General features: G+C 65.1%; 20 protein-coding genes. 6 read left to right on the forward strand and 14 right to left on the reverse strand.

Annotation, left to right across the window (positions count from 1 at the left end; translation table 11 throughout):
• Positions 1-20 precede the first annotated feature (20 nt).
• Complete coding sequence (locus M1D44_RS21780; RefSeq protein ID WP_112188072.1) at positions 21-2,132, reverse strand: cation:proton antiporter; 2,112 nt, start codon at positions 2,130-2,132, stop codon at positions 21-23.
• Complete coding sequence (locus M1D44_RS21785) at positions 2,129-3,205, reverse strand: oxidoreductase (protein WP_316852423.1); 1,077 nt, start codon at positions 3,203-3,205, stop codon at positions 2,129-2,131. The genes M1D44_RS21780 and M1D44_RS21785 overlap by 4 nt, the downstream gene beginning before the upstream one ends.
• Before the next feature lie 266 nt (positions 3,206-3,471).
• Here M1D44_RS21785 and M1D44_RS21790 point away from each other — a divergent pair, with 266 nt between their 5' ends.
• The 3 genes from M1D44_RS21790 to speG are packed head-to-tail and all read left to right on the forward strand — an operon-like array spanning position 3,472 to position 7,355.
• A complete protein-coding gene (locus M1D44_RS21790) occupies positions 3,472-5,592 on the forward strand; it encodes a TonB-dependent receptor (protein ID WP_316683108.1) in 2,121 nt (706 codons plus the stop codon).
• A gap of 22 nt (positions 5,593-5,614) precedes the next feature.
• Complete coding sequence (locus tag M1D44_RS21795; protein WP_316852424.1) at positions 5,615-6,757, forward strand: PepSY-associated TM helix domain-containing protein; 1,143 nt, start codon at positions 5,615-5,617, stop codon at positions 6,755-6,757.
• Positions 6,758-6,812: 55 nt separating this feature from the next.
• Complete coding sequence (gene speG / locus M1D44_RS21800; protein ID WP_112188080.1) at positions 6,813-7,355, forward strand: spermidine N1-acetyltransferase; 543 nt, start codon at positions 6,813-6,815, stop codon at positions 7,353-7,355.
• Positions 7,356-7,371: 16 nt separating this feature from the next.
• On the opposite strand, the gene M1D44_RS21805 is transcribed toward speG, so the two are convergent.
• On the reverse strand, positions 7,372-8,088 hold the full coding sequence (locus M1D44_RS21805; protein ID WP_024978702.1) for an ArsR/SmtB family transcription factor: 717 nt from the start codon (positions 8,086-8,088) through the stop codon (positions 7,372-7,374).
• 88 nt (positions 8,089-8,176) lie between these two features.
• Between M1D44_RS21805 and M1D44_RS21810 the strand changes: the two genes are divergently transcribed.
• The 3 genes from M1D44_RS21810 (at position 8,177) to M1D44_RS21820 (ending at position 11,025) form a co-directional block, all read left to right on the forward strand.
• Complete coding sequence (locus tag M1D44_RS21810; protein ID WP_316852425.1) at positions 8,177-9,316, forward strand: cytochrome P450; 1,140 nt, start codon at positions 8,177-8,179, stop codon at positions 9,314-9,316.
• A 56-nt stretch (positions 9,317-9,372) separates the two neighbouring features.
• Positions 9,373-9,717, forward strand: coding sequence for an antibiotic biosynthesis monooxygenase family protein (locus M1D44_RS21815; RefSeq protein ID WP_024978700.1), 345 nt, complete (start codon positions 9,373-9,375; stop codon positions 9,715-9,717).
• A gap of 153 nt (positions 9,718-9,870) precedes the next feature.
• Positions 9,871-11,025 (forward strand): Gfo/Idh/MocA family protein, encoded by a 1,155-nt coding sequence (locus M1D44_RS21820; protein ID WP_316852426.1) that lies wholly within the window; start codon positions 9,871-9,873, stop codon positions 11,023-11,025.
• A 46-nt stretch (positions 11,026-11,071) separates the two neighbouring features.
• Here the strand turns inward: M1D44_RS21820 and M1D44_RS21825 are convergent, their stop codons facing one another.
• The 11 genes from M1D44_RS21825 to M1D44_RS21875 all read right to left on the reverse strand — a co-directional run bounded on the left by M1D44_RS21825 (position 11,072) and on the right by M1D44_RS21875 (position 24,863).
• Positions 11,072-11,362 carry a hypothetical protein gene (locus tag M1D44_RS21825; RefSeq protein ID WP_004627354.1) on the reverse strand — a complete coding sequence of 97 codons (291 nt, stop codon included), beginning with the start codon at positions 11,360-11,362 and terminating at the stop codon, positions 11,072-11,074.
• Positions 11,363-11,554: 192 nt separating this feature from the next.
• Positions 11,555-14,794, reverse strand: coding sequence for a bifunctional cytochrome P450/NADPH--P450 reductase (locus M1D44_RS21830; protein ID WP_316852427.1), 3,240 nt, complete (start codon positions 14,792-14,794; stop codon positions 11,555-11,557).
• Positions 14,795-14,944: 150 nt separating this feature from the next.
• Positions 14,945-15,736 (reverse strand): DUF2968 domain-containing protein, encoded by a 792-nt coding sequence (locus M1D44_RS21835; RefSeq protein WP_316852428.1) that lies wholly within the window; start codon positions 15,734-15,736, stop codon positions 14,945-14,947.
• Between the two features lie 106 nt (positions 15,737-15,842).
• Positions 15,843-17,240: a sigma-54-dependent Fis family transcriptional regulator gene (locus M1D44_RS21840; protein ID WP_024978695.1), complete on the reverse strand. Its 1,398-nt coding sequence runs from the start codon at positions 17,238-17,240 to the stop codon at positions 15,843-15,845.
• A gap of 15 nt (positions 17,241-17,255) precedes the next feature.
• Positions 17,256-18,923 carry a TadG family pilus assembly protein gene (locus tag M1D44_RS21845; protein ID WP_316852429.1) on the reverse strand — a complete coding sequence of 556 codons (1,668 nt, stop codon included), beginning with the start codon at positions 18,921-18,923 and terminating at the stop codon, positions 17,256-17,258.
• Positions 18,924-18,986: 63 nt separating this feature from the next.
• Positions 18,987-19,316, reverse strand: a complete 330-nt coding sequence (locus tag M1D44_RS21850; protein ID WP_112188092.1) for a DUF3613 domain-containing protein — start codon at positions 19,314-19,316, stop codon at positions 18,987-18,989.
• Positions 19,313-20,248, reverse strand: coding sequence for a tetratricopeptide repeat protein (locus M1D44_RS21855; RefSeq protein ID WP_316852430.1), 936 nt, complete (start codon positions 20,246-20,248; stop codon positions 19,313-19,315). The genes M1D44_RS21850 and M1D44_RS21855 overlap by 4 nt, the downstream gene beginning before the upstream one ends.
• Position 20,249: 1 nt before the next feature.
• Complete coding sequence (locus M1D44_RS21860) at positions 20,250-21,239, reverse strand: type II secretion system F family protein (RefSeq protein WP_024978691.1); 990 nt, start codon at positions 21,237-21,239, stop codon at positions 20,250-20,252.
• 9 nt (positions 21,240-21,248) lie between these two features.
• Positions 21,249-22,175: a type II secretion system F family protein gene (locus M1D44_RS21865; RefSeq protein WP_024978690.1), complete on the reverse strand. Its 927-nt coding sequence runs from the start codon at positions 22,173-22,175 to the stop codon at positions 21,249-21,251.
• Positions 22,168-23,523, reverse strand: a complete 1,356-nt coding sequence (locus tag M1D44_RS21870; protein ID WP_112188098.1) for a CpaF family protein — start codon at positions 23,521-23,523, stop codon at positions 22,168-22,170. Before M1D44_RS21870 ends, M1D44_RS21865 begins: the two co-directional genes overlap by 8 nt.
• Positions 23,520-24,863: an AAA family ATPase gene (locus M1D44_RS21875; RefSeq protein WP_316852431.1), complete on the reverse strand. Its 1,344-nt coding sequence runs from the start codon at positions 24,861-24,863 to the stop codon at positions 23,520-23,522. Before M1D44_RS21875 ends, M1D44_RS21870 begins: the two co-directional genes overlap by 4 nt.
• Positions 24,864-24,869: the final 6 nt, after the last annotated feature.

The raw sequence follows: 24,869 nt of genomic DNA on the forward strand, positions 1-24,869 counted from the left end.
GCTGAATTCTCCGAGTCGCACTACTTCCGTGCGGCCGGCATGTGCAATGCAGTCGACAGCGGCGGCCGCGGCAGCGCGGCCGTCCATGCACGGCGGATCACCGCGCTGATCTGCTTGTAGACCTCTTTCGAGATCACCGTTTCGGCCAGCATCGTGTCGATCTTGCTCTGGCCGATGTAGAGCGCGAACAGCACGAGCAGACGCTTTTCCAGAGCGGCGCTGTAGTCGCCAAACTTCTCGCGCAGCTCGGCCAAGCCCTCTTCCGCCGCCTCGATCCGAGCAATCAACACACCGTCGAGCAGGTCTGCCATGCGCTCGCCGAGCACAGGTTGCAGCGATGCACGGTTGTACGCGCGCAAGCGCTCCAACACCGTCTGGCGGCAAATAAGCAATTCAAAGCGATCGGCCAGCGCGTTGGCCAGCGGGCGGTCGATATGCACCACGCGGTGCAGCCAGACCGCGAACCGGTAGCCGGCGTGCTTGGCCAGGATGCGCCGCGATGCACGCTTGTAGCCAAGACGCCCCTCCGTGCGCGCCGCGTCGATCATGTCCGCGGTGTTGCGCATCATCGCGTCAAGGTTGCGGATGGAGACGAGGCCGTTGCCGTACTCGGGAATCAACTCGCGCTCACGCGTGGCGAGCGAAACAAGGCCGATGGTCAGGCGCTCGCGTTCGGACAGCGCTTCCTCAAGGTTCAGCTCGACCGCGCCGGCCGCGACCTCCCGCCGATACACCTCCGCTGCCTGATCCGTCGCACCCGAAGTGAAATGGAAATGCCCGCCGATGCGGCGCATGGTCGATTCCACTTCCTCTGTCGACATGTTCAGCGCCTGGCCTTGCAGGGCCTGCTCTTGCGGCGACAACTGATCCAGCCCCAACTGGCGCATCACCCAGCGCAGCGTGGCGCCATTGAAGAGCACGCTCACCAGCACAAAGCCGGTGGCGAGGATGGTGACGAAATGGCGATCCGCCTCGCGCACTGCCTGGTTCTCCGCCACACCTAGCGCCAGCACCAACGTGACAGCACCACGCAGGCCGCCCCATGCAATCGCCAGCTTATAGGCATGACTGACCGGCGCGGAGAGCTTGAGCCACGCAAGCGCGGGCAACAGACCGAACAGCACCGCAAGGCGCGCAGCAAGTGCAGCCAGCACGATCACCGCCAGCCATAGCGCGTCTTTCCACACCACGCCGTGCAACAACTCCGGCACCCGCACCGCAGCCAGCAAGAAGACCACCGCCCCGGCCAGCGCAGCAATCTGCTCCCAGATCAGTTGCAGGTGCGACCAGTTGCGCGGCGTCAAGCGCGTGCGCCCCAGCGCGCCAATCACCAGCCCCGCGCACACCACCGACACCACGCCCGACGCGCCCAGCATGTTTTCGGCCACGAGATACAGCGGGTACGGCAGCGCCAGCGTCCAGGCGGCTTCGGCCTGAGCAATGCCACGCAACGCCGGCAGCAGGAATGCGGCGATGCGCCCGGCAATCAATCCGAACACCACGCCGCCCCCGAACGCCTTGGCCAGTTCACGCAGGCCGGTGCCGACGGAGGCATCACCGCCGTGCCCCGTCAGCATTGCGAGCAGCACGCCCATGATGGCAATGGCCGCGGCGTCGTTGAGCAGTGCCTCGCCCTCCACCAGGCGGATCAACCGTGCCGGCGCACCCACGTCGCGAAATACCGCAATCACAGCGGATGGATCGGTCGTGGCAATCATCGCGCCGAGCAGCAGGCACGTGACGATGCCGAACGGCGTGACAGCGGCCGCCGCGAGCCCGATCACGCCCGTGGCGACCACCACGGCCACGATGGCCAGCATCAGGATCGGTGCGGCATCCGGCGCCATGCTCCGCACATCAACCGACAGCGCTGCCTGAAACAGCAGCGGCGGCAGGAACAGCCACAGATACGCCTCTGCCGGCCAACTCGGATCGACGAGCGGCGCGAAGAACGTGGCCGCGGAGGCCGGCGCGCTGTTCTGCACGATCACATAGGCGCCGCCGATGCCAATGCCTGCCAGCGCCAGCAATGTCGATTCCGGCAACGTCAGCCGCGAGGCCAGCATCTGCACCAGCGCCACCACAGCGAGCAAACCGCCCGCCACCAGCAACAGGATGACGACGCCGTTCACGAGGCGGTCTCCCGCGAGGCCAGCCAATCCGCACGTTCAGCATCGGTCAGGTCCGGCACGACAGCCGTGCCGGTTTCGGCAGCGGCCACGGCGGCTTCGAGCACGGCCATGACAGCCACAGCCTGCACGGGCGGGACAGGGTTCGCGCGCAGGCCGAGGATGGCGTCGCGCACAGCGGCATAGTAGGCGCGCTGGTCGCCTGCGGGCGTTGCAATGCGGGTTTCGGTCGAGGTTGCGCCGTCGATCAGCAGGCCCGCGTCATCGTCCACACCCCAGCCTTGCGCGCCGGGCTGCATGCCGGCTAGCAGTTGCGCTTCCTGCTGGTCCATCCGGCGCTTGATGAACGAACCGCGCGTGCCATGGACGACCCAGCGCGGCGAGCCGCCCGCCACCAACATGCTCGCGTGAAGGACTGCTCGGCGCTCGCCCACTTCCAGCACGACGTGCGCCCAGTCCGGCGTTTCGGCGCCCGGCCGCTGGCGTGCAAACGAGGCACTCACCGCATCCGGCAGGCCGAGCAGTTGCAGCGCCTGGTCGATCAGGTGCGGGCCAAGATCGAACCAGATGCCCGTGCCATGCCCCGCCTGCTCGCGCCAGCGCGCACGTACCTGCGGACGATAGCGGTCGAAATGCGCCTCGACGTGCATGGCTTTGCCGATGGCGCCACCGGCAATCGCGGCTTGCACGGCCAGGAAATCGCTGTCCCAGCGGCGGTTCTGAAAGACCGACAGCACGCGCCCCGTTTCACGCGCCGCCCGAGCCAGATGCCGCGCCTCTGCCAGCGTGACGGTAAACGGCTTATCCACCACGACATGTTTGCCTGCGCGCAACGCAGCTTCGGCCAGCAGTGCGTGACGGTCGTTGGGCGCGGCAATGACAACGAGGTCGGCTTCCGCATGCGTTGCCGCCGCCTCGGGCGTGCAGACCACGGCATTAGGCCGATCCGCATGCACGGCGTCTGGCCGGTTGGAGCCGATGACCTGCAAATGCAGCCCGGGCGTGGCGTCGATCAACGCGGCGTGAAACAGCTTGCCGGCGTAGCCGTAGCCCACCAAGGCGGCTCTCAACGGCATCTGGTGTGATGAATGCGACATATCAGAAAGATGGCAGAAATCCGGCAAATGAGACGGTTATGGCGCAACTTGGTGCCTGAAACATCGCGGTATGCCATGAAAAATTGCGGCGCACAAGATCGGCAAACGTTGCCCCTCGTCAAAAGCTCGCCTTAACTCTCTTGTAAATAGGAATTGTTCTCATTATTATCTGCGTCTTCACATTCTGAAGGCGCCAACCTCGGGGGAGGGAGTCGCGCCCTACTTTTCACTTTACGGGAACTGCAATGCCGCCGAAACGTTTGTGCCTGTCTCTGGCCGTCCTTGGAACGCTGCCGTTTGCCCAGGTGGCAACTGCCGCCGATACCGTTGCCGCAGCCGACGCCGGCACGTTGCCGACGTCCACGGTCAAGGGTACGCGCACCAGCACGAGCTACGACACGCCCATCGCGAACACCGCCACGAAGATTCCCGTGCCGTTGCGCGAGATTCCGCAGTCGGTGAACGTCGTGCCGCGCGCAGTGATCCAGGACCAGGGCGCGCTGTCGATCAACGACACCCTGCGCAACGTGCCGGGTGTGTCGGCCTCGCTGGGCGACGCGCAGCGTGACCAGGTGACCATTCGCGGTTTCTCGTCGATCAATGACCAGTACGTCGACGGTCTGCGCGATGACTCGCTTTACTTCCGCGATCTCTCCAACGTCGATCGCATTGAAGTGCTGAAGGGCCCGGCGGCCGTGCTGTATGGGCGTGGCTCGTCGGGCGGCATCATCAATCGCGTGACCAAGAAACCGCTGGCGACGCCGTTGGCCGAGGTGGGCGTGGTGGTGGGCACCGAGCGCCAGAAGCGTGCGGAGTTCGACCTGAACACGTCCATCAACGACGACGCCATCCGCGCGCGCATCACCGGCGCGGTGGAGGATTCGGGCGGTTTCCGCAACGACTACTTCCTGCGCCGCCAAGCGATTTCGCCGTCGTTCCTGTTCAATCTCGCGCCAGATACCAAGCTGACGGTGCAGTTCGACTACCTGCACGACAAGCGCATTGCCGATCAGGGCGTACCGTCGTACCACGGCCGCCCGGTCGACGTGCCGATCGAAACGCGCTATGGCTCCGCCAATGCCGCTGCCGGCAACGTGGAGTCCACTGTCAAGAGCGTGACCGGCACGCTAGACCACCGCTTCAACGACAAATGGTCGTTCCACAGCGTGGTGCGCAACTACGAATACTCGCTCGGCCGCAACAACTATACGACCGTCAGCCGCGTCACCGATGGGCCGATCCCGACTGTCACCCTCACCGTCAACCAGCGCAACCGCAGCGACCGCGGCACGCTGTGGCAGAACGAGCTGACGCAGAAGGCCGAGACCTGGGGCATCCAGCACACGCTGCTGTACGGCATCGAGCTGGGTTACCAGGACAAGAGCGACCGCGTGGCCGCTGCGCCGGGCAGCACGACCTACAACCTCTTCAACCCGACGCTGCAGGTGTTGCCGACCGTACCCGGCAACGCCGTGCCGACCAACTACGGCCTCTCGCACAACGAGACGTATGCGGCGTACGTGCAGGACTTGATCAAGTTCTCGCCGCAATGGACGGTGCTCGCCGGCCTGCGCTATGAAATCCTCAAGCAAAGCCGCGACGACCTGACCGCGCGCAATGTGGATCTGTCTCGCACCGACAAGCCGGTCAGCCCGCGCCTGGGCGTTGTGTATCACCCGATCGAGCCGCTTTCGCTGTACGCGTCGTACAGCCGCTCGTTCCAGCCGCTGGCGGATAGCTTCACGTTCTTCCCGAACAGCGGCGCGCTGGCCCCGCAATCGACCACGAACTACGAGATCGGCGCCAAGTACGACCTCTCGGCCGGTGCAAGCGTCACGGCCGCACTGTTCGACATGAAGCAGACGAACCTGACGGCGGCGGATCCCGTCACGCTGCTGGGTGTGCCCATCGGCACGCAGCGCACGCGCGGCCTGGAGCTGTCGTTCACGGGCGAGATTGTGAAAACCTGGTCGCTGATGGCGAGCTATGCCTACCTGAACGGCCGCCTGGAGAACCCGAACGACCGCAGTGGCAGCGTGGCGGTCAACGGCAACCAGCCGTCCCTCACGCCGCGGCATAGCGGCTCGGTATGGCTGAAGCACGATCTGCCGAACGGCTTCTACGTGGCCGGCGGCGTGCGTGCGGAAGCTGCGCGTTACGCATCGCAGTACAACCTGACGACGCTGCCCGGCTACATGACCGTCGACCTGGGCGCCGGTTATCGCAGCAAGCACGTTGATGTCACGCTGAATCTGCAGAACCTGTTCAACCGCGCGTACTACGTGTCGGCTCACGGCGGCGCCGAGAACTACAACATGCCGGGTGCCCCGCGCATGGCGCTGCTCGGCGTGCGCTACAAGATGTAAGCGGCTGTAAGTGGCAAACGCGATGCTGCGACGGATACTCTTCCGCCTGCACTGGCTGATCGGGTTGTCAGCCAGTATGGTGCTGGCCGTCGTTGGCGTCACTGGCGCGCTGATGGCCTACGAAGACGAACTGCTGCGGGCGCTCAACCCCGGCGTGCTCAGCCTGCCCGCGCGCACCGGCCCTGCGCCAACTCTGCCGCAGGTGGCTGCGCAGGCGCGCGCCGCCATGCCCGAGCGTCCTGTCACTTTCATCACCGCCGCATCCGACCCAACAGAGCCGTGGCGCGTCTGGTATGCGTGGCCGCCCGGCAAACACGGCGGCAGCAGCCGTGGGGAGTTGCGCTACATCGATGCCGCAACCGGCACGTTATTGCCCGAAGCGCGCGGGCAGCGCTTCTTCGCCACCGTCAAGCTGCTGCACCGCACCTTGCTTGCCGATGAGATCGGCAAGCAGATCGTAGGAGCGAGCACGATTGGGCTCGCCGTCATGGCCCTTTCCGGCTTGTATCTGCGTTGGCCGCGCCGCGTAACGAATTGGCGAAGCTGGCTCGTCATCCGCTGGAGCCGCGCAGGCCGCATCCGCTGGTGGGATGTACATACCGTCATCGGAACGCTGGTGCTGCCGCTGTATGTGCTGGCCGCCTTCAGCGGCCTGTATTGGGCGTATGACTGGTACCGCGACGGCCTGCAGCGCCTGGCCGGCATGCCGCTTGTAGCCAAGGCAAAACCGGTGGAGGGCCTGCGACAACCACTCGAAGATGCGGCAATTGAGCGCACGTGGAACGCTTTCCTCATCAACGCGTCGAACTATGAAACGGCCACCCTCCGCATCGACGATGCCCGCACGGGCAAGGTCGATATCAACTGGCTGCCGGTCAATGCACCGCACGACCGCGCCTTCAATCGATTGACGCTGGACGCCAGCACCGGAGCCGTCCTCCGCAACGAATCCTTCGCAGCAAAGCCGCCAATGCAACGCCTGCTGGCAGGCATGTTGCCGCTTCACAATGGACGCTATTTCGGGCCGATCGGCATCGTGCTAGTGTTGGTCGGAGCGTTGATGCTGCCGGTGTTTGCAGCAACGGGGTGGTGGCTTTATCTGGATCGGCGCCGACGCGCGCAACCGCAGCGCAAACAGGCATCCGCGGCGACACGTCCTTGCTGACACTGTAGGGACGTCGACGCGATGTCGGGCGCCTCAACACAACAAGGACAACACCATGGTCATCGAAAAATCCCACGACCTTTCCCTGCGCCCGCTGGAGCGCAATGACCTGCGCTTCGTGCACGAGCTGAACAACGACGCGAAGATCATGCGTTACTGGTTCGAAGAACCGTACGAAACCTTCACTGAACTCTCACAACTCTACGACCGCCACGTGCACGACCAGCGCGAGCGCCGCTTCATCTGCGAGAACGATGCCGGCGAAGCCGTGGGTCTGGTCGAGTTGATGGAGCTGAACTACATCCACCGCCGCGGCGAATTCCAGATCATCATCGCGCCCAGCTGGCAAGGTCACGGCTATGCGTCAACAGCAACGCGACTGGCCATCGACTATGCATTCATGGTGCTGAATTTGCACAAGCTGTATCTCGTTGTAGACGTGGTGAACGAACGCGCGATCCACGTGTACGAAAAATGCGGCTTCCAGCGCGAAGGCGAACTGATCGAGGAGTTCTTCAGCAACGGTGCGTACCACAACGCCTTGCGCATGTGCGTGTTCCAGCGGGACTACGTAAAAGCGATCCGCAACGCCAGCTAACTCGGGCTGCACGCACCTACGCCGTGTGCAGCCACGCATGCAATTCGCGCTGCCCGGCTTCGGTCATGCTCAGTGCGCGCGAATGCTTCTGCCGCGCCAGCCACCCCAGTGCGATGCAGCGTTCTGCCACGGCGGCTCCGAGCGCGCCGGCCAGATGCGGGCGCCGCTCGCTCCAATCCATGCAACCGTAAGCAAAGCGGCGTCGGCCGTTGCGCAACGCGTTCACATCGACGCCGATGGCGGCCAGCGCCTGCTCACCCTCGGGCGTAACCTCATAGGCGCCGTGCGTGTCATCGAGCTGCGTCAGCCAGCCGCGCGACAGTAGTTTCTCCGAGACCTCCGTGCCAAGCTGACCGGCCAGGTGGTCATAACACAGGCGCGCCGCACGCAAGTTTTCAGGCACGGTCGAGCGTCGTGGGTCGGCCGGCTTTTCAGGTGCGACCACCAGCAACGATTCGATCATCTCCGCCACCGCCGGCGAGCGCAGCCCGAAGTATTTGTAGCGCCCGCTGGATAGCGAGGTGATGAGCGCATCTGCCTCAAGCCGGCGCAAGTGCGCGCTGGCCGTCGCTGGCTCCACGCCCGCGCCGTAAGCGAGCTCCTTGGCGGTAAGCGAGCGGCCTTCCATCAACAGCAGCAGCATGCGGATGCGGGTTGGATCACCAATGGTGGCGGCCACGCGGCCGATGTCAGGCTGAGTTGTCGATTCGGTGGCTGAGGAAGATGCGGTCATGGTTCGATGGAGACCAAACTGTTGGCGCGTGACAGGCGGGCGGGCAGTCCAGACAATGGGAGCCATCTTACTCCCGCGCCCCACGCTGATGACTGCCCTGGACATCGCCCCGCCCGCCGATGCGCTGCAAGCTATCGCGCATGCCGACCCGGCCCCCTATTACGCCGAACTTGCGGCCAACCGCCCGTTCTTCTTCGATGCCGCCCTCGGGTGGTGGGTCGCAGCCAGTGCCGAAGCCGTGGACGCTGTACTCGGCAGCGCTGCCTGCCGCGTACGGCCGGCCGATGAACCCGTGCCCAGGGCCGTGGCCGCGACGCCCACGGGCGCATTCTTCGGGCGCCTCGTGCGTCAGATCGACGGGCCGGACCACAGCGCGCGCAAGGCCAAGGTGATGGCCGCGCTGGGCCAGTTGGATGTGTTGGCGCTGGCCAGCCGCGCGCAGCGGCATGCTCGCACTGCGCTGCCCGATGCAACGCATCTGCACGCGGCGCTGGAGACCGATGCTCACTTCGCCGTGCCACTCGCCACGATCGCGCAGACGCTGCTGGGCGATCACGCCGATGCGCCTGCCTGCCAGGCTGACATTGCCGCGTACCTCGCCGCGCTCGGCCCCGGTGCCAGCGCAGCAGCCATTGCACAAGCTGATGCCGCAGTCGACCGCCTGCAGCGCCGCTTTACCGACTCACCGCTCGCTAGCGTTGCTGATGACGGCGACGCGGAAATCACCAACCTCGCCGCCCTGCTTGCGCAAACCTACGACGCCTGCGCCGGACTGCTCGGCAACTGCATCGTCGCGCTGTCGCGGCACTCGGGATTGGCAACACGGCTGCGCGCGCAACCGCATGCCATCGAGCCCTTCGTGCGCGAGGTCCTGCGCCGCGATGCGCCCGTGCAGAACACGCGCCGCTTTGTCGCGCACGATGTTGTGCTGGTCGGCCAGTCGCTGCGTGCGGGTGACAAGATCCTGGTGCTACTGGCCGCCGCCAACGTGGACGGCACGGCCAACCCGGACCCACTACGCTTCGACATCGACCGTGCAAAGCCGCATCTGTGGACGTTCGGCCGCGGCGCGCACCGCTGCCCCGCCGACGCATTGGCAACCACCATCGCGCGCGAAACGGTGCTGCATCTGCTGAGCCTGTCAGATATCGACCGGTGGCTTGCCAGCCTTGGTGAGGTGGCGTATCGCCCGTCGCCCAACGCGCGTATCCCCAGCTTTCACGCTTGAAATTGCCGAGAACGAAACCGCTGCAAAAACACCCCACACCTCACTGGAGCCTTGCCATGATCGCCGTCATCTTCGAAGTCGAGCCCGCACCGGGCCAGCGCGACACCTACCTCAACCTCGCCGCGCGGTTGAAGCCGCTGCTTGAGCAGGTCGACGGCTTTATCTCGGTGGAGCGCTTCCAGAGCATCACCAACCCCGACAAGATGCTGTCGCTGTCGTTCTTTCGTGATGAAGAGGCCGTCAAGGCCTGGCGCAACATGGAGCAGCACCGCGGCGCCCAGCACGCCGGCCGCGACCACGCATTTGCCGACTATCGGCTGCGCATCGCCCATGTGATGCGCGACTACGGCATGACCGAGCGCGCCGAAGCCCCGGCCGACAGCCGCGCCGAGCACGCCTGAGCGCCCCGTACGGCGCCCCAATAGGGCCCGGTGTGACGCCTTTTGCGCTCACCGGGCACCGCCTTTGCTTAGTCAGTTAGAACCCGCACGGCCGAGCGCGCCGCACCACGGCATCGGCATGCCCCCGTGCGCAACGATTGCAAAGGAATTGTCATGTCTACCGCTTTTCATGAGGCCGAACGTGAGCCGCAAGCCGCTCCTGCACGTACCGTCCAGAGTCCTGTACGTTATGCCGTGGTCGGCGCCGGTTGGATTTCACAGGCCGCGTTTCTGCCGGGCGTGGCACAGAGCGGCAACTCCGTCGTCACCGCGCTAGTTACCGGCGATGAGGTCAAAGCCACGGCACTGGCCGACCGCTACGGCATCGAGCACGTGCACGGTTATGCCGACTACGACCAGTTGCTCACCTCCGGAGATATCGACGCGATCTACCTCGCGCTGCCCAACGACATGCACCGGCAGTACGCCCTGCCCGCCCTGCAGCGTGGCATCCACGTCCTGCTTGAAAAGCCCATGGCCACCAGCGAAGCCGATTGCGAAGCGATGATCGAAGCAGCCCGCAACGGCAACGCAAAATTGATGATTGCCTACCGGCTGCATTTCGAGCCCGCCACGCTGGCCGCCATTGAGCTGGTGCGCGCAGGCAAGCTCGGGCGCATCCGGGCGTTCTCGGCCATGTTCAGCCAATCGGTGGCGCCGTCCAACCACCGCGCCAGCCATGGCTATTGGGCCGGGCCTGTGTCGGACATGGGCGTGTACCCCATCAACGCGGTGCGCAATCTGTTTGGCGAAGAGCCGGTGGAGGTTTCAGCCTGCGGGGTTCGCGACCCCGATCTGCCCTTCAACTTCGATGACACCGTCAGCGTAACGCTGCGCTTTGCCGACCACCGCGTCGCACAGTTCGTGGTCAGCTACAGCGGTGCGAGCATCGATCAGTACCGCATCCTCGGCACCAAGGGAGACCTGGAAGTCTCACCCGGCTTCATGTTTGGCGTGGGGCTGAAATACCGCGCCACAATCGACGGCAAGACGCACGAACAAGCGTTTGACGCGACGGATCAGTTTGGCGGCGAGCTGCAGTACTTTTCCGATTGCATCCTCCGCAACCGCGAGCCCGAACCCAACGGCGAAGAAGGCCTGGCCGACGTGCGCGTACTGGCCGCCATTGAGCGCGCGCTGGAATCCGGCCAGCCCCAAAACCTTGGGCCGTTCCAGCGTCAGGGCCGCATGGAAACTGCGCAGGTGCGCAAGCTGCCGCCCGTGCCCTCGCCAGAACTGGTGGACGCGGCTAAACCCAGCAGGGGATAGCAATCAGGGAAAGAAAAACGCCCGCAACGAACGGCGGGCGTGGGATTTACAGCTTGATGCGCTGGACGGCGTCGCGCATGCGTTTCCGTATCGAGACATCCGAGTTGGTGTTGCTGCTGGAGCCGTCGGTTTCCATGGCGTTATCGCACCGCCACTCGGTGGCTTCGCCGTTGTCGGTCAGCGCACAGACACGGTGGGTCCAGCGGTCCCACACGAACACATCGCTGCCGGCCTCGCCAGAGAGCAGCGGCTCAAAACGGTACATCCACAAGTACCCGACACCCAGCAGGGTGACCAGAAAGATCGCCATCCAGGACGCTTTGATTCGGCGCCACATTTTCATTTCTCCTCGTGGAGCCGCTGCGCCGGACGCGCCTGACAGGGCGTCGCTGGGCCAAAAGCGCGGTGCTCCGAGGGGCAAATCGTAACATGGGGCACCCGCGTCGCTGCTCAAGCGGGGCCGTCAATGCGGCAGTGCCGCAACACCCACGCCCGCTATCGGCGCCCTATCAGCGCCTTATCGGCGGCCTCAGTTGAAGACGTCCTGGCGGTAGCGGCCGGATTGCATCTGCGCCGTCAACCAGTCCGACGCGGTCGCCAGGTCGCTACCGTAGCGCGCCTGGTGCATGCGGATCAGCGTGTCGCGCACCGCCGGCGCCATCGCACGGCCGTCGCCGCACACGTACAACGTGGCGCCGGCATCGAACGCCGCCCACACGGCTTCGCGCGCATCCCACAGCGCATGCTGCACGAAGCGATGCGGATGATCTGCCACGCATGAATACGCCGGGAAGACGCGCACCACGCCTGCGTTTTCCCACGCGCGCAAGGTGTCGCGGTAGAGGAAGTCGTGCTCGGGGTGGCGGCAGCCGAAGCACAGCAACGACGTTGCCACCGCCTCGCCGGCCGCCTGCCGCGCGGCGCGCTCTTCCAGGAAGCCACGGAACGGCGCGATGCCCGTTCCGGCGCCGATCAGCACCATCGGCTTACCGGTATCCGCGTCCGGTGCAAACGGCGGGTTGGGCGTGCGCACGGCAGCAGCGATCTCTGCGCCTGCACGCAGCGTCATCAGATAGTTCGATGCCGTCCCGCGATATGTGCCTACCCCAGACCATGCCGGCCCCGACACCATGCCCACCGTCAGCGCTGCCACACCCGGCGACACATGCGCCGACGACGCAATGGAATAGAAGCGCGGCCGCATCGCGCCAAGCCGCGCGAGAAACGCCTCCAGCGTCAGTTCAATCGCCGGGAAGCGCATCAGCAGATCGAGCACGCTCACGTGTGCGGTTTGGATGTCCTGGTCGAAGCGTTGAGCTGCATCATCGCCTTCCAGCCAGACGGCAAGCTGACCTCGCGTGAACGGACAGCGCGTAGCAGCGTGCAGCGCGGTGATGTCGCGCACGGTGGCGGTGTCTTGCAGCTCGACGAAATCGCGCAGCAACTGGCGCACGGACACCGCCTGGTTGAGCGGCAAGTGCCGCACGTGTGCATGGCGCGCGGTCAGCGTGACGAGCGCGTCGCCCTCGAGCGCAAGCCGCGCGATGGCTGTGTCGACACGGTCGGCCGCATTGCGCGGATAGACGGCGAGGTGGTCTCCAGTGGCGTAGGTCATACCGTCAGGCAACCGCACGGTGAGGTGGCGCGTGGGGCCGCGTGGCGCTTCCTGTGCGAAGTCCCAGAGGCCGGTGGGGTCGCTGACGAGTTCTTCGTTGGCGAGCACCTGCATCGCGCGGGCGGCGGGCGGCAGTGTGGCGGCGCGCACGGCATCGGGAGCGAGATAGTCGACGTGGACGGAGGGGCCATCGGCTTGTGACTGGCGGGCGCCCAGGGCGCTCCACAGGCCGCGCGTCCAGGCATCGACGGCGGCATCGAAACCGGCGTTGCCGTCAGCCTCTCCGCGCGGCACGATGGCTTGTGCGCCGGCTGCCGCGAGCATCGCCTCCACCCGCTTTGGAAACGCCTGGAACGCGGGCCATTGCGAGTTGCCGCAGCCAAGCACGGCGTAGCGCAATCCTGTTGCCTGCCGGGCGAGCGCATCGGCAGCATCGAGCCGAGCTTCCAGCGTGCGGGCGCTGTCCGGCGCACGGCCGTTATACGTAGCGGCCACCACGATCAGCACGCCCTGCTGCGGCAGCGCGTCGGCAATCGTGTCCAGCGGCGCCACCTTGGCGTCGAAGCCGGCGCGCGATGCGGTGGCGGCAAGCTGCTCGGCGATGTCCTGGCAGGTGCCAAGGCTGCCGCCGTACAACACATGCATCGGTTCGCCGCCGCCGGCGAGTGCGGCTTCGGCGTCGTCTTGTGTGGCCACCTCGGTGCGCGAAGGCATGGCGATCGACAACCGCTCCCGCGCATTGCGCAGCCGCGCGCGCAGGCGGAAACCGTCGGGTTTGAGCGTCAGCGTTTCCTTGATGTGGAAGCCGTAGTCGTACGGGTCGGACAATGCAAAGCGCTGCAGGATCACCGCCAGCGCCAGCTTGGCTTCGGTCAGCGCAAACTGGCGGCCGATGCAGGCGCGCTCACCGTTGCCGAAGGGCTTGTAGGCGTGTGGGTGAAGCTTGGCTTCGTTCTCAGGCAGGAAACGGTCGATATCGAAGACTTCTGGGCGGTCCCACACCGCCGGGTCGCGGTGCAGGGCCAGCAGCACGGTCACCACGCGCTGGTCCTTGCGGATGGCGTAGCGACCGCCAATGCGCGTGTCTTCGTAGGGCGCCACGCCAAAGCTCGGGGCGGTCGGCCACAGGCGCAGCGTTTCCTTCAACACACGCTCGATCACGTCGAGCTGCGCGAGGTGCGCATATTGCGGCACGGTATCGCCCGGCAGCACGCGATCGACCTCGGCGTACGCCTGCGCGAGCACCGCAGGATGGCGCAGCAGCATGTAGAGCGCGAAGGTCAGCAGGCCGCTCGTGGTTTCATGCCCGGCAATCAGGAAGGTGATGACCTGGAAGCGGATGTTCGTGTCATCCAAAGGCTCGTCCGACACCGGATCGCGGGCGTTGAGCATCAACCCAAGCAAGTCACTCGCGCCGAGGCCGCCATCTTTTGCCTGACGGCGGGCGCGGATCACCTCGTCCACCAATTGGTGCATGGCGGCCACGTCGTGCGCGAACCGGCGATGGTGCTCGCGCATGAAGCGGTCTTTGAGCGGCAGGCGTGTGAGCTTGCCCATGGCTTCGGACAGCACGCCCACCATGGCCGCCAGGAACGGATGCAGCTCCGGCGTGTTGAACGAATCAAAGCGGTATCCGAAGCCCGCCAGCGAGATGGTGTCGAGCGTGAGCCGCGTCATGTCGTCGGCCACGGGGATATCGGCGTCGGGCCCCTGGCGCGCCCATTTGTCGGCCAGCGCATTGGCCACTTCGAGCATGACGTCGAAGTAACCCTTCATCGCGCGCTGGCTGAAGGCCGGCAGCAGAATGCGATGCGCCTTTCCCCAGTTCGGCTCGTCCTGATGCGCGGTGAAGAGGCCATCGCCCGCCCCCGCCCGCAGAAACGACAGCGGCGGGCCGATCAGCTTGCGAAAGCGCGTTTCATCGCATAGTTCGGCCACCAGATCGGCGGAATAGACAAACGGCACGCGCCGCCCGGCAAAGTCGAGCTGGTAGAGGCCTTGGGGAAACTGCCGGCTGGTTTCCAGGAGCGTCTGGGCCAGACGGTCTTTGGGAAGTTGAAGCAGGTTGCCCAGCCACGGCAAGCCCTTGGGCTGCGGGATGGGCTCCGCCGCTGCGGGTGAAGCATTGGCGGGTAACTCGGAGGCGGAACGCATGCGCGGTCGACTGCGAAAATGGATTGTCCGCCAATGTACGCGCCGCCCCGCCCGGTATCAAACAAAGTCGCCATGTTTGAATGCCGGCGCCTAAAAGTGAATCGGGCGACCCGTGGGCCGCCCGATCTGGGGATGAGGTGAAGCGTTGAATCAGCGACGGCGCGGCTGTGGACTGAACGGCGCGTTGACCTGCGCTTCGAGTTCGCGGATCTGACGCTGCAATTCGTCTACGCGGGCGCGGGCGGCACGGCGTTCGATATCCAGCGCTTCGGCTTCCGTGCGAGCAGTCTTCTGCCGTTCCTGTGCCTGGGCCTGCTGCTGACGCTGAATGTCCAGGTCGGTCTTCAGACCACGGAGCCTTTCCTGCTGGGCAGCAATCTGGCGCTCGGAACGCTCTTTCTGGGCTTCCAGGCGGATGCGCTGCAGCTCCAGATCGGCCATCGTGCGGGTCTGCTTGGCGAAGTCGTTGTACAGGCGTTCGGCAAAGGCTTCGTTGGTGGTCTTGATGACGCGCCAGAGGTCTTTCTGCTGGAACAGCGTGACGTAGTACGTCAGGTCACTCTGGGCAAACAGCAGGCTGGCGCCGTAGGCCCCGTTGTATGTAGTACGCAGCTCCGACAGCTCGTGCGCCTGCATGCGCTGTTGCAGCTCGAATACCGCGCTGGTGGGAGCAGGACCTCCGGTGCGAGCCGCGCTGCCGGGCGTGGCTGGCGCGCTGGCGGCGGGTGCAGCTGCCGCCGGCTGGCCAACCGTGGCGGTCAACGCCGGCACGGGCGCGGCGGCAGCAATGGGTGCAATGCCTGTGGGCGGTGCGGCTGGGCTCTGCGCTACGGCCGATGTGCAGGCGGCCGTACCGGCCATCACTGCGACTGCGGCCGCGATGGCCAATCCCCTCTGAAACGTCTGGTGCGACGCTTTCCCTGATTGTTGTTTTGTTCTCATCTCGACCCTGTGGATTCTGCGCAGGTGTTGCAGCCGAAAACTATACGCGATCCGCCGCCGGAGTGGCGCGCCGGGCACCCGCCGCGCAGTAGGGTGTTGTATGGCATCACTCCAGCTCGCGCAGCTCGGCTTCGCCGTCGGCAATCTGGTATTTGCGCATCTTTTCCCACAGCACCTTGCGACTGATGCCCAGCGTGGCGGCGGTGTCCTGGCGGCGCCAGTTGTTGGAGTCCAGCGCGGCCAAGATACGTCGACGCTCTTCCTCGCCACCACTGCTGCCATTTCCACCGCTACCGCGCTCGCCATTGCCGCCTTCGCGCTCGAAAGCATCGCGCTGCAAGCCGGCGAATAGCGGCAGGATGCGGGCTTCGTCCCAGCGGCCGAACTGGCGCAGGGTGATGCCGATGCGCTCGGCCAGATTGCGCAGCTCACGCACATTGCCGGCAAAGTAAGCCCGACTGACCGACGCCCGCACCCATTCCGGCACCGGCGGCATGGCATCAAAGGTTTTGTCGCCGAGCAAGTGCCGCAGGAAGGAAAGCAGCAGCGCGATCTTGTCATCCGCCCCGCGCTGCTCCAGGCTGGGGATGCGCAACTCGATCACAGCCAGGCGGAAGTACAGATCTGCGCGGAATTTGCCCGTGGCGACCATCTCGCGCAGGTTCTTGTTGGTGGCGGCCACCAGCCGGAAATCCAGTTTGACAGGCACCGTCGAGCCCAGCCGCGTGCATTCGCTGTCTTCCAGCACACGCAACAGCTTCACCTGCTGATACAGCGGCAGATCGCCCAGCTCATCGAGGAACAGCGTGCCGCCGTTGGCCTGTTCGAAGTAGCCGCGGTGCGCATACATGGCGCCCGTGAACGCGCCCTTGGCATGGCCGAAGAACTGCGATTCGAACAGCCCGTCGGGAATCGCGCCGCAGTTGACTGCCACGAACGGCCCTTTGCCGTAGACGCTGTTCTTGTCGTGCAGCAGGCGCGCAATGCGTTCCTTGCCGGCGCCGGTTTCGCCGTAAAGCATGACGTTGCTGTCGCAATCGGCAAAGGTATCGACGTGCTCCAGCAACCCGTGCATGGCCGGCGATGCAGCCACGAGGTCGCTCTGATCGTGCGCCTGAGCCTGCGCAGACGACATCGACGGCAACACCTTGCTGATCTGCGCACGGAGCTCGGTCGCGCCAAAGTCGGGCCCAAGCACGTGCGTGTATTCGGGGGGGAAGCGGCTCGAATCATGCTGCGTATCCGCCGCCACCCAGATCACCGGCATGCCTTGCGCGGCCTGCCAGTCGAGCACCGTAAAGCCTCCGCTTTCCACCACCGACGCGCTGATCACCGCCACCGCCGGCTTCAGCCGAGGCTCGGCCGGCTGGAAGTCGATGCCGCCCGCGCGGATCACCTCCGCCCCAAACGGCGCCATGAACCGTGCCACACGATCGGCAATGTCGTGGCGGCCTTCCCAGACAAAAATCTCAAGCGTTTCGTACGTCCAGCGATCGGTTTTCATGTCGTCGCTTCCATGTCAGTAAACCAACTCGACGGCGTCGCAGTCGAGCGAGAGAAGTTTGATGTCGGCGTAGCCGAGTTGGATGCCGAGGACTTCGAGTAGAGGTGACAACACAGCGTCGAGTGTCTGGCCGACAAGGCCAAGCGTCGCTCGAACGATCAAATCTGAAAGTCCCAACAGGTTTAGAACGCCCGAGCCGAGAACTTGAAGTTTCACTTGATTCGTATCGTTCAGAATCGAGGCAAAGAAAGTTCCAGTGCCTGAGACGCGAGTAGTCTGTCCAACGGTCAAGGTGGTGGGGTCAGGTGTCCAACCAGCACTGGCTGCGGGCGCGATGTTGGCTTGTAGCGATATCACGTCAACGCCCAAGGCTTGCAACACAACCGCTGGCGTGGAAGAGCACGAATAGCTGCTGACACTACTGGCAGCCGTGGCGGATCCGTTGGCAATGCAAAGCGATACGGGGGCTATCTGCCCACCAAAATCGGCGGAAATGCCGCTGCGGGGCACAGGACAATGCGCAGCTTCAAAGTGCGCATTTGCACCGGCAGCAATGAGCCCGATAGGGACATTGATGTTGACAATTCCAAGCACTGAAGCCGAAACATTCAAGCCCAGACTCACCTGCCCCGTGCGCGCCACCGTACGCCAGTTTCCAGATCCATCGGTTCCGGGAGGGCCGATCGCGATCACAGGCGGCTGAATGATTTTGAGCGACAAACCGACATTCACGAGGCCCGGGAGGCCGGCGACACCAGGCAATCCCAGGTTCGTGGAAACCGCTACACCATTCTGCGAATTGGCAATCTGTGCAGCCGTCATCAGCAGATCGAGCACGTTCAATGTCGCATCGGCCGCCGACTGATCGTTCCCCACATCCGCTAGCAGTTGAAGGACACCAGGCGTGCCTGCACTGTTTCCCATATTGATGGTTGTGCCGCTCAACAGTGGGCCAAGCACCAGCGTATCCGGCGCGGCTACAGTACCAGCCGAGACACCGACCAATCCGTTCTGTGCACCCGCCGCGATGACCGCGTTGAAAAACTGCGTCAAGGTCAACTGCGCTGACAAGAGTTGCTGCACCGTACCCACACCGACAGCCGCCATCAGGTCAGAAACACGAATGTTCGTGTTCGCCAGCCCTTGGTACGAGACCAAACTAAGGCTCAAAGGATTGGCGTTACCAAGAAGGCTTCCTAGTAGCTGATTAAGTAGCCCTCCGTCGACGGCTGCCAGACCGGAACCTAACGAAAACGATGCAATCGGCGTGTTCTTCGCAATCGCCGTCGCTGTCAGTTGCCGCTGGCCCACCATGAAGAAATACGGCACGTTCTGTGTGACCGTCACCTGCGCTGCGTTGGTGTTGCCGTCAACGGCCGCCTGCGCGGTGAAGTACGTGGGCGCAGTGCCCGCGCTGGCATCCCAAACGCCCGGCACGACCGCCAGCGTGACATTGGTGCCATCCACTGTCAGTCCGTTCTGCACCACCGCCTGTTGTGCGGCGGTCGGCAGGTCAAGCCGCTGCACGGCGGCCATCGCCGCCAGATCGGCCGAGCGTTGCAGCGCGCGCTGCTGATAGAACAGGTTGCCGATGTCGATCGACACCAACACCGCCAGCCCGACCGTGGCGATAAAGGTAGCCGTCATCACGCTCACCGCGCCGCGCAGGCGGCGGTGGAGCATGACGGCTCGGCGAAGACGGGGGGCGGCGGCTCGTGTCACAGCGTGGGGCGCATTCTGCAGGGATCAGCGCCCCGACTGCTGGACAAGGTTGACCGTCGACGCCCGCGTTCCGGAGCTCTGCTGTGCCAGGCCGGGCATGGCCTGATTGAACGAATTGAGGTAGCGCTGATAGGCCAGCGCCGCCTGCTCGCCTCGCAACGGTACGAACTCGCCCGCGTAGGTGCCCTCGGCTTGCGCCTTGAACAGCGCTCGCGTCGCATCATTCACGTGGGTGCCGACCTTGGGTGCCGCCGCGGCGCCCTGCGAGTCGCTGCCCGAGAACCCCTGGGCGCCGGCAACGCTGCACGTCAGCCATGCCGCCACACCGGCGGCCATCAGGATGCGAAAAGTCATTGCGAAACCTCCAAGGTGTCAAGCAGGCGACCGCGCTGCAATGCCAGCGGGCGGGCCGATGTGGGGGTGGCGGTCGCCGCGGCGGCGACCGAGACGCCCGCAGACGCTGCCGCAGAAGGCCCGGTTGCCACGCCGCGCGGCACCATCGTTGTGGTTTCCCGGGCGATACGGCGATCTCGCCAGGCAGCGCGCACGCGAGCAACGTCGTCATCGACTGCTTTGCGGGCAGATGCCGTCAGTTGTGCGTGCGACGCGAGGGATGCAGCATCGTCCTTGCGATCGTTCACGGCCAGCCAGATCACCAGGTTGCCGGCGATCTTCGGGCTGGAGGCGGCCATCTGCTGCGCCTGCATCAACGGCACGCGGGCTTGCTCAACCTCGCCGGCGCGCATGAGCGCGTAGCCAAGATCGCTGGCCGTGCTGGCGTCGGTCGGGTTGGCCTGGGCCGCCACCTGCAGCCGGCGAGCCGCTTCGGCAAAGTTGCCTTGGCGCCCCGCAACGATGCCCAGTCCGCGCCAGGCCGCGGCATTGAGCAATCCGCCTTGCGTGCCTGCGCCCATGGCGGAGGTGGCACCCACCACCGCCCGGTACTCGGCATTAGCAGCAGCAAGTTGGTCGGTTTCGCGCAGCGCATCCGCGCGCAGCAGCATGATCTCGGGCGCGCGGCCATAGCGTTGCTGGTAGGCATCGATATGCGCTAGCGATGCGTAGTACAGGCCCTGCTCCTGCATCTTGCGGATCAACGAAAGATACGTCGCCGGACTGGTGATCTCGGACTTCTCCTGGCTCTGACGCTGACGTGCCATTTCAATGTCGGCATCGGCGCGCAGGCTCATGTCGGACGTCGCCATCGAGCCACAGCCAGCCAGGAGGATGGTCAACATGGCCACGCCGACCCAGCTGGCGCGCGCGGTGTTTGGGAAGCGTGTCATCTCAATGTCCCCCGGTATGTTGCAGGCTGCGCATGACGCCCATGAAGCCCGGCCCCGCAGTGACGATCAGCAACGCGGGCAACAGCGTCAAGACCATGATCATCGTCATCTGCACGGTCAGCTTGCCCACGCGCTCCTTCAGGCGAGCGCGGCGGTTCTCCTGCAGACGCCCGCCGAACTGCCGCAGCGGCTCCTGCACTGCGCCGCCGAAGCGATCCACCTGCGTGAGTAGCGTAATCAGGCCCTTCAGGTCTTCGTTATCGAACAGGCGCGCAATGCGCAGCAGCGTCTGCTCGCGGGGACGGCCCGAGGCGAACTGCTGGTTGGCGCGCCCAAATTCACCCGCCAGCACGGGCAGCATGCTGTGGAATTCGTTCGCAATCACCTGCAGGCTCTGGTCAATCGACAAGCCCACACCCTGCAGCAGCCGCAGCATGTCGACCATGACCGGCAGCTCATCATCCATACGGCGCCGACGATTTTCCTTGCGACGCCCGAGCAACCACTTCGGCGCAAGGTAGCCCAGTGCAATGCCAACAAAGCCAAACACGAACACGAACAGGAGCGATGACGCATGCAATGCGCCGAACACGCCAAGCAGCGGCGGCAGCAAGATACGGGTGCCACCAAAGACGGTGCGGGCGTGTTCGCCGTAGTAGCCGCATTCTTCGAGCAGCTTGCGGTCTTCCTCAGTCACGATGCGGCGGCCCAGGTCCGTGTCGATCCAACGCTGCCCCACCTTGGCAATCTGCTGCTGGAGCTGCTGGGCTTCACGCGGGCCATGCGGGCGCGGCTTGGTGGCGGGCGGCACGACTGGCGCCCCAGCGGCCGCGGGGGCCTTTGCCGCCGTCGCACGCAGGTCTGACAGCGCCGTATCGAGCTTGCGCGCGCTCCGATGCCGCGTGAGCGTCGCACGCAGCGCGAGCCCACCGAATACCAGCACGCCCGCCGCCGCTGCGGTCAGGCTGAGGGTGATCAGGGTGTCGTCCATGCGCCCTCCTCAGACCGATTTCGCCAGCTTGGCCAGCATGACCGCACCCAGCACTTCCAGGCCGAAGGCAGTGAGAATCAACGTCTTGCCGAACGGGTCGCGCCACATCGACATGATGTACGCCGCATTGAACATGACGATGACACCGCCGACCACGATCGGCAGCAGCCCGATGATCCATGCGGACAACCGCGTCTCCGCCGACAGCGCAAACAGCTCGCGCTGAGCTTGCTGGCGGTCGCGCATGAATGCGGCCGTGCGCTCCATCACAATGTCTGCCCGACCGCCGTAGCGCAACGCCAAGCGCAGCACCGACGACAGCAGGACCAGTTCGTTCACACGGTACTGCTGGCCGACTGTCAGCACCGCTGCGTCGAGGTCTTTGCCGGCGCGCTGCATCTGGGTGATGGCGATCAGGCAGTTGCGCAACGGCTGCTCGGTATTCGCACTCGCCGCCTGAAACGCCGCGGGCACCGCGCTGCCGATGCTCATCAGCCGCACCACGCCATCGAGAAAGCCCGGCAATTGCGCCAGCAGGCGCTCGTTCATCTTCCGGGTGCGGTTCCAAAACAGGAACGCAACGATCACGACATACAGCGCGAGCACTGTCAGGGCCGAAAGCAGGCTCGACACGGCCCAGGCGGCGAGCGCAATCATCAGCGCGGGGCCAATCAGCACCACGTAAAACCGCCGGCTCGGCTCGATATCGGCGCGGCGCAGTGCATCCTGCCAGGCCCGATTCAGCGAATCGGGCACGCTTGCCGGCACGGGCTCCACATTCGGTTGATAACGCGCATTGATCTGCTCGGTCTGTGCACGCACGAAGCTGCGCGATGCCTCGCGCTCGCGACGGCGCACGGCCTCCGCCCACAGCATGAGCGATGCGCCCATCAGCAGCAGCGCGAGGCAACCAAACCAGAGCGTCATGCTAGACATGGAAACGGCCTCCGCCGCCGAATCCGGTCATGCCACCGTCCATCCCGCCGCCTTCGCTGTTGCGCATGCGGGCCAGCTTGGGCGAATGCGGCTGCAGGCCGAGCGCCGTCCAGCGGTCGACCTCTTCGCCGTCCGGGCCGATGTAGGGCTCGTAGCGGTACAGCTCCTGCGTGGAGATGATGTTGTCCCCGAGCCCCGTCACTTCCGTGATCGACAGGATGCGGCGCTTGCCGTTGGACAACCGCCCGATCTGCACGATGAAATCAATGGCGTTGGTGATCTGCCGGCGCAAGCTCACCTCACTGCCTTGGAAGCCGGCAAAGCCCGCCAGCATCTCCAACCGGTAGAGGCATTCGCGCGGGCTGCTGGCGTGAATGGTGCCCATCGAGCCATCGTGGCCGGTGCTCATGGCTTGCAGCATCTCCAGCACTTCACCGCCACGCACTTCGCCCACGATGATGCGGTCGGGCCGCATGCGCAGGCTGTTGCGCAGCAGTTCTCGAATCGTGACGACGCCCGTGCCCTCGAAGCCGCCCGGCCGGCTTTCCAGGCGCACCACGTGCGGGTGGTTGAGCGACAGTTCGGCCGTGTCTTCAATGGTGATCACGCGCTCGGCCTCGGGAATGTGATACGCCATCGCGTTAAGGAGCGACGTCTTGCCTGAGCTGGTGCCACCGCTCACCAGGATGTTGCATCGGGCGCGCACAGCGGATTCGATCAGCGCCCCGATCTCTTCACTCATCGTGCCAAGGCCGAGCAGGTCTTCCGGCTTGAGCGGGTCTTTCCGGAACTTGCGGATCGACACCACTGGCCCTTCCAGGGCGAGCGGCGGAATGACCACGTTGATCCGCCCACCATCGGGCAGGCGCGCGTCGACCATCGGATTCGATTCATCCAACCGGCGCCCGATCGGCGCGAGGATGCGGCGCACGATGCGCAGCAGGTGGTTGTTATCGGCAAAGCGCACCGGAATGCGCTCCAGAATGCCGTGGCGCGACACGTACACGTCCAGATGTCCGTTGACGAGAATGTCTTCCACCGCCGGATCGGCCAGCAGGTCTTCGATGGGGCCAAAGCCGGCCAACTCCTTCGTCAGCGCCTCGGCAATCTGCCGCACCTCCGTCTCGTTGACGGGGATACGGCGCATGCGCGTGAAGCCTTCCACTTCCAGATCGACAAAACGCTGGATGGCCGTGCGCGACCAACGGCCGAACTCGGCGCCAAGTTCTTCGATGCGCGTCAGCAGGTGTTCGTGCGCGGCTTCCTTGATGTCCTGGAAGGCCTGCGAAACGGCAAACACGCCGTGGCCGGCGTCCGCCTGGTTGGAGAACTCGATGGGTTGGGTCATGTCGCGTTCCGTTCGGTGGTACCGATATCCAGTTCAGTGGCGTCTGCCGACTTGCGTTTGGAGCGCCCGCCAAAGCGCCCGCCCAGCCGCGCACTCACGCCTGAGACCCAGCTCGACACACCCGACGCACGCTCGCTCTGCTGGGCATAGCCGAGCGTCTGCGCAATCTGGGCTAGCGCACGCACATATGCATCGGTGGGGTGGGTCTCGGCCAGCATCGCTCCCTGGTTGGAGGCGATCACCAGCGCTTCGCGGCGGTTCGGCACAGTCAGCACCGAAGGAATTTCCAGCCGCTCGGCAATCTGCGCCGCGTCCAACGACAGGCGCGTGTCGAACTTCGAAATGGCCAGGTGCAGGTGGTCGCGGTCAATTTCGCGCTTCTTGAGTTCCTGCATCAGCTCGGCCGCCGACACGATGGCGCCCACGCTCTGCTCGGTCACCAGCATCACGTCGTCGGCGGCCTTGATGATCTGTGCGATGAAGTCGATGTTGCCGAAGCCGCCCAGGTCAACGACCTGCAGGTCGAAGAACGTACGCAGCCGATTGAGCAGGCCGAGCGCTTCGGAGAACGAAATGTCACGCATCTCGGCCAGCGAGATCGGCAGCGGCAGGATGGCAAGCCCGTTCGGATGACGCGACAGCGCGGTCTGCACAAACACCTGGTCGAAGCGGCGCAAGTTGCGCACGGCTTCAACGAAATGGAAATTGGCCTGCACGTTCAGGTACAGCGCGCCATCGCGCAGCGGCTGGCCCAGATCGAGCAGCATCACATCACTGGCCGACGTGCGGCGCACGAGCGTGGCCAAATTGGTGGCCAACGTGGTGGCGCCCACGCCAGGGCGTGCGCCCAACACGGCCAGCACGCGGCCACGGCGGGTCGGCTCCGCCGATGCGCGCTCCGCCAGCAGGCGACGCACCACGCGCACGGCCTCGGCCGGCGCGCCGTCCACATCGACGAAATCCTTCACCCCTGCGCGCAAGGCAGCCAGCATCGCGCGGCCATCGGCAGCGGAACCCACGGCCACCAGCGGCAAGCCCGGAAACAGGCGCGTGAGTTGTGCGACCAGTTGCGTCGCCTCGTTGATCGCGTCGGCCCCCTCGCCCAGCTTCTGGTCGTGGTCTGGCACGTCAATCAGCGTGGGCGATGAGGCAAAGCGCACGAACACCACTTCCGGGTTCACTGCGCCAATCTGCTCGATGAATGCGTCGTGGCCAGTCGTTTCGGCCACCAGCACGCCCAGTTCACGAATCGCCCCAGCCAGCCAGCGGTGCACACCTGCCACCTGGGCGTCGCCCTGCATACCGCCACGCGCGCCGCCGTGCAGAAGGAAGTAATCCATGCCGGC

The sequence above is a fragment of the Ralstonia sp. SA306 genome, from assembly GCF_054792405.1.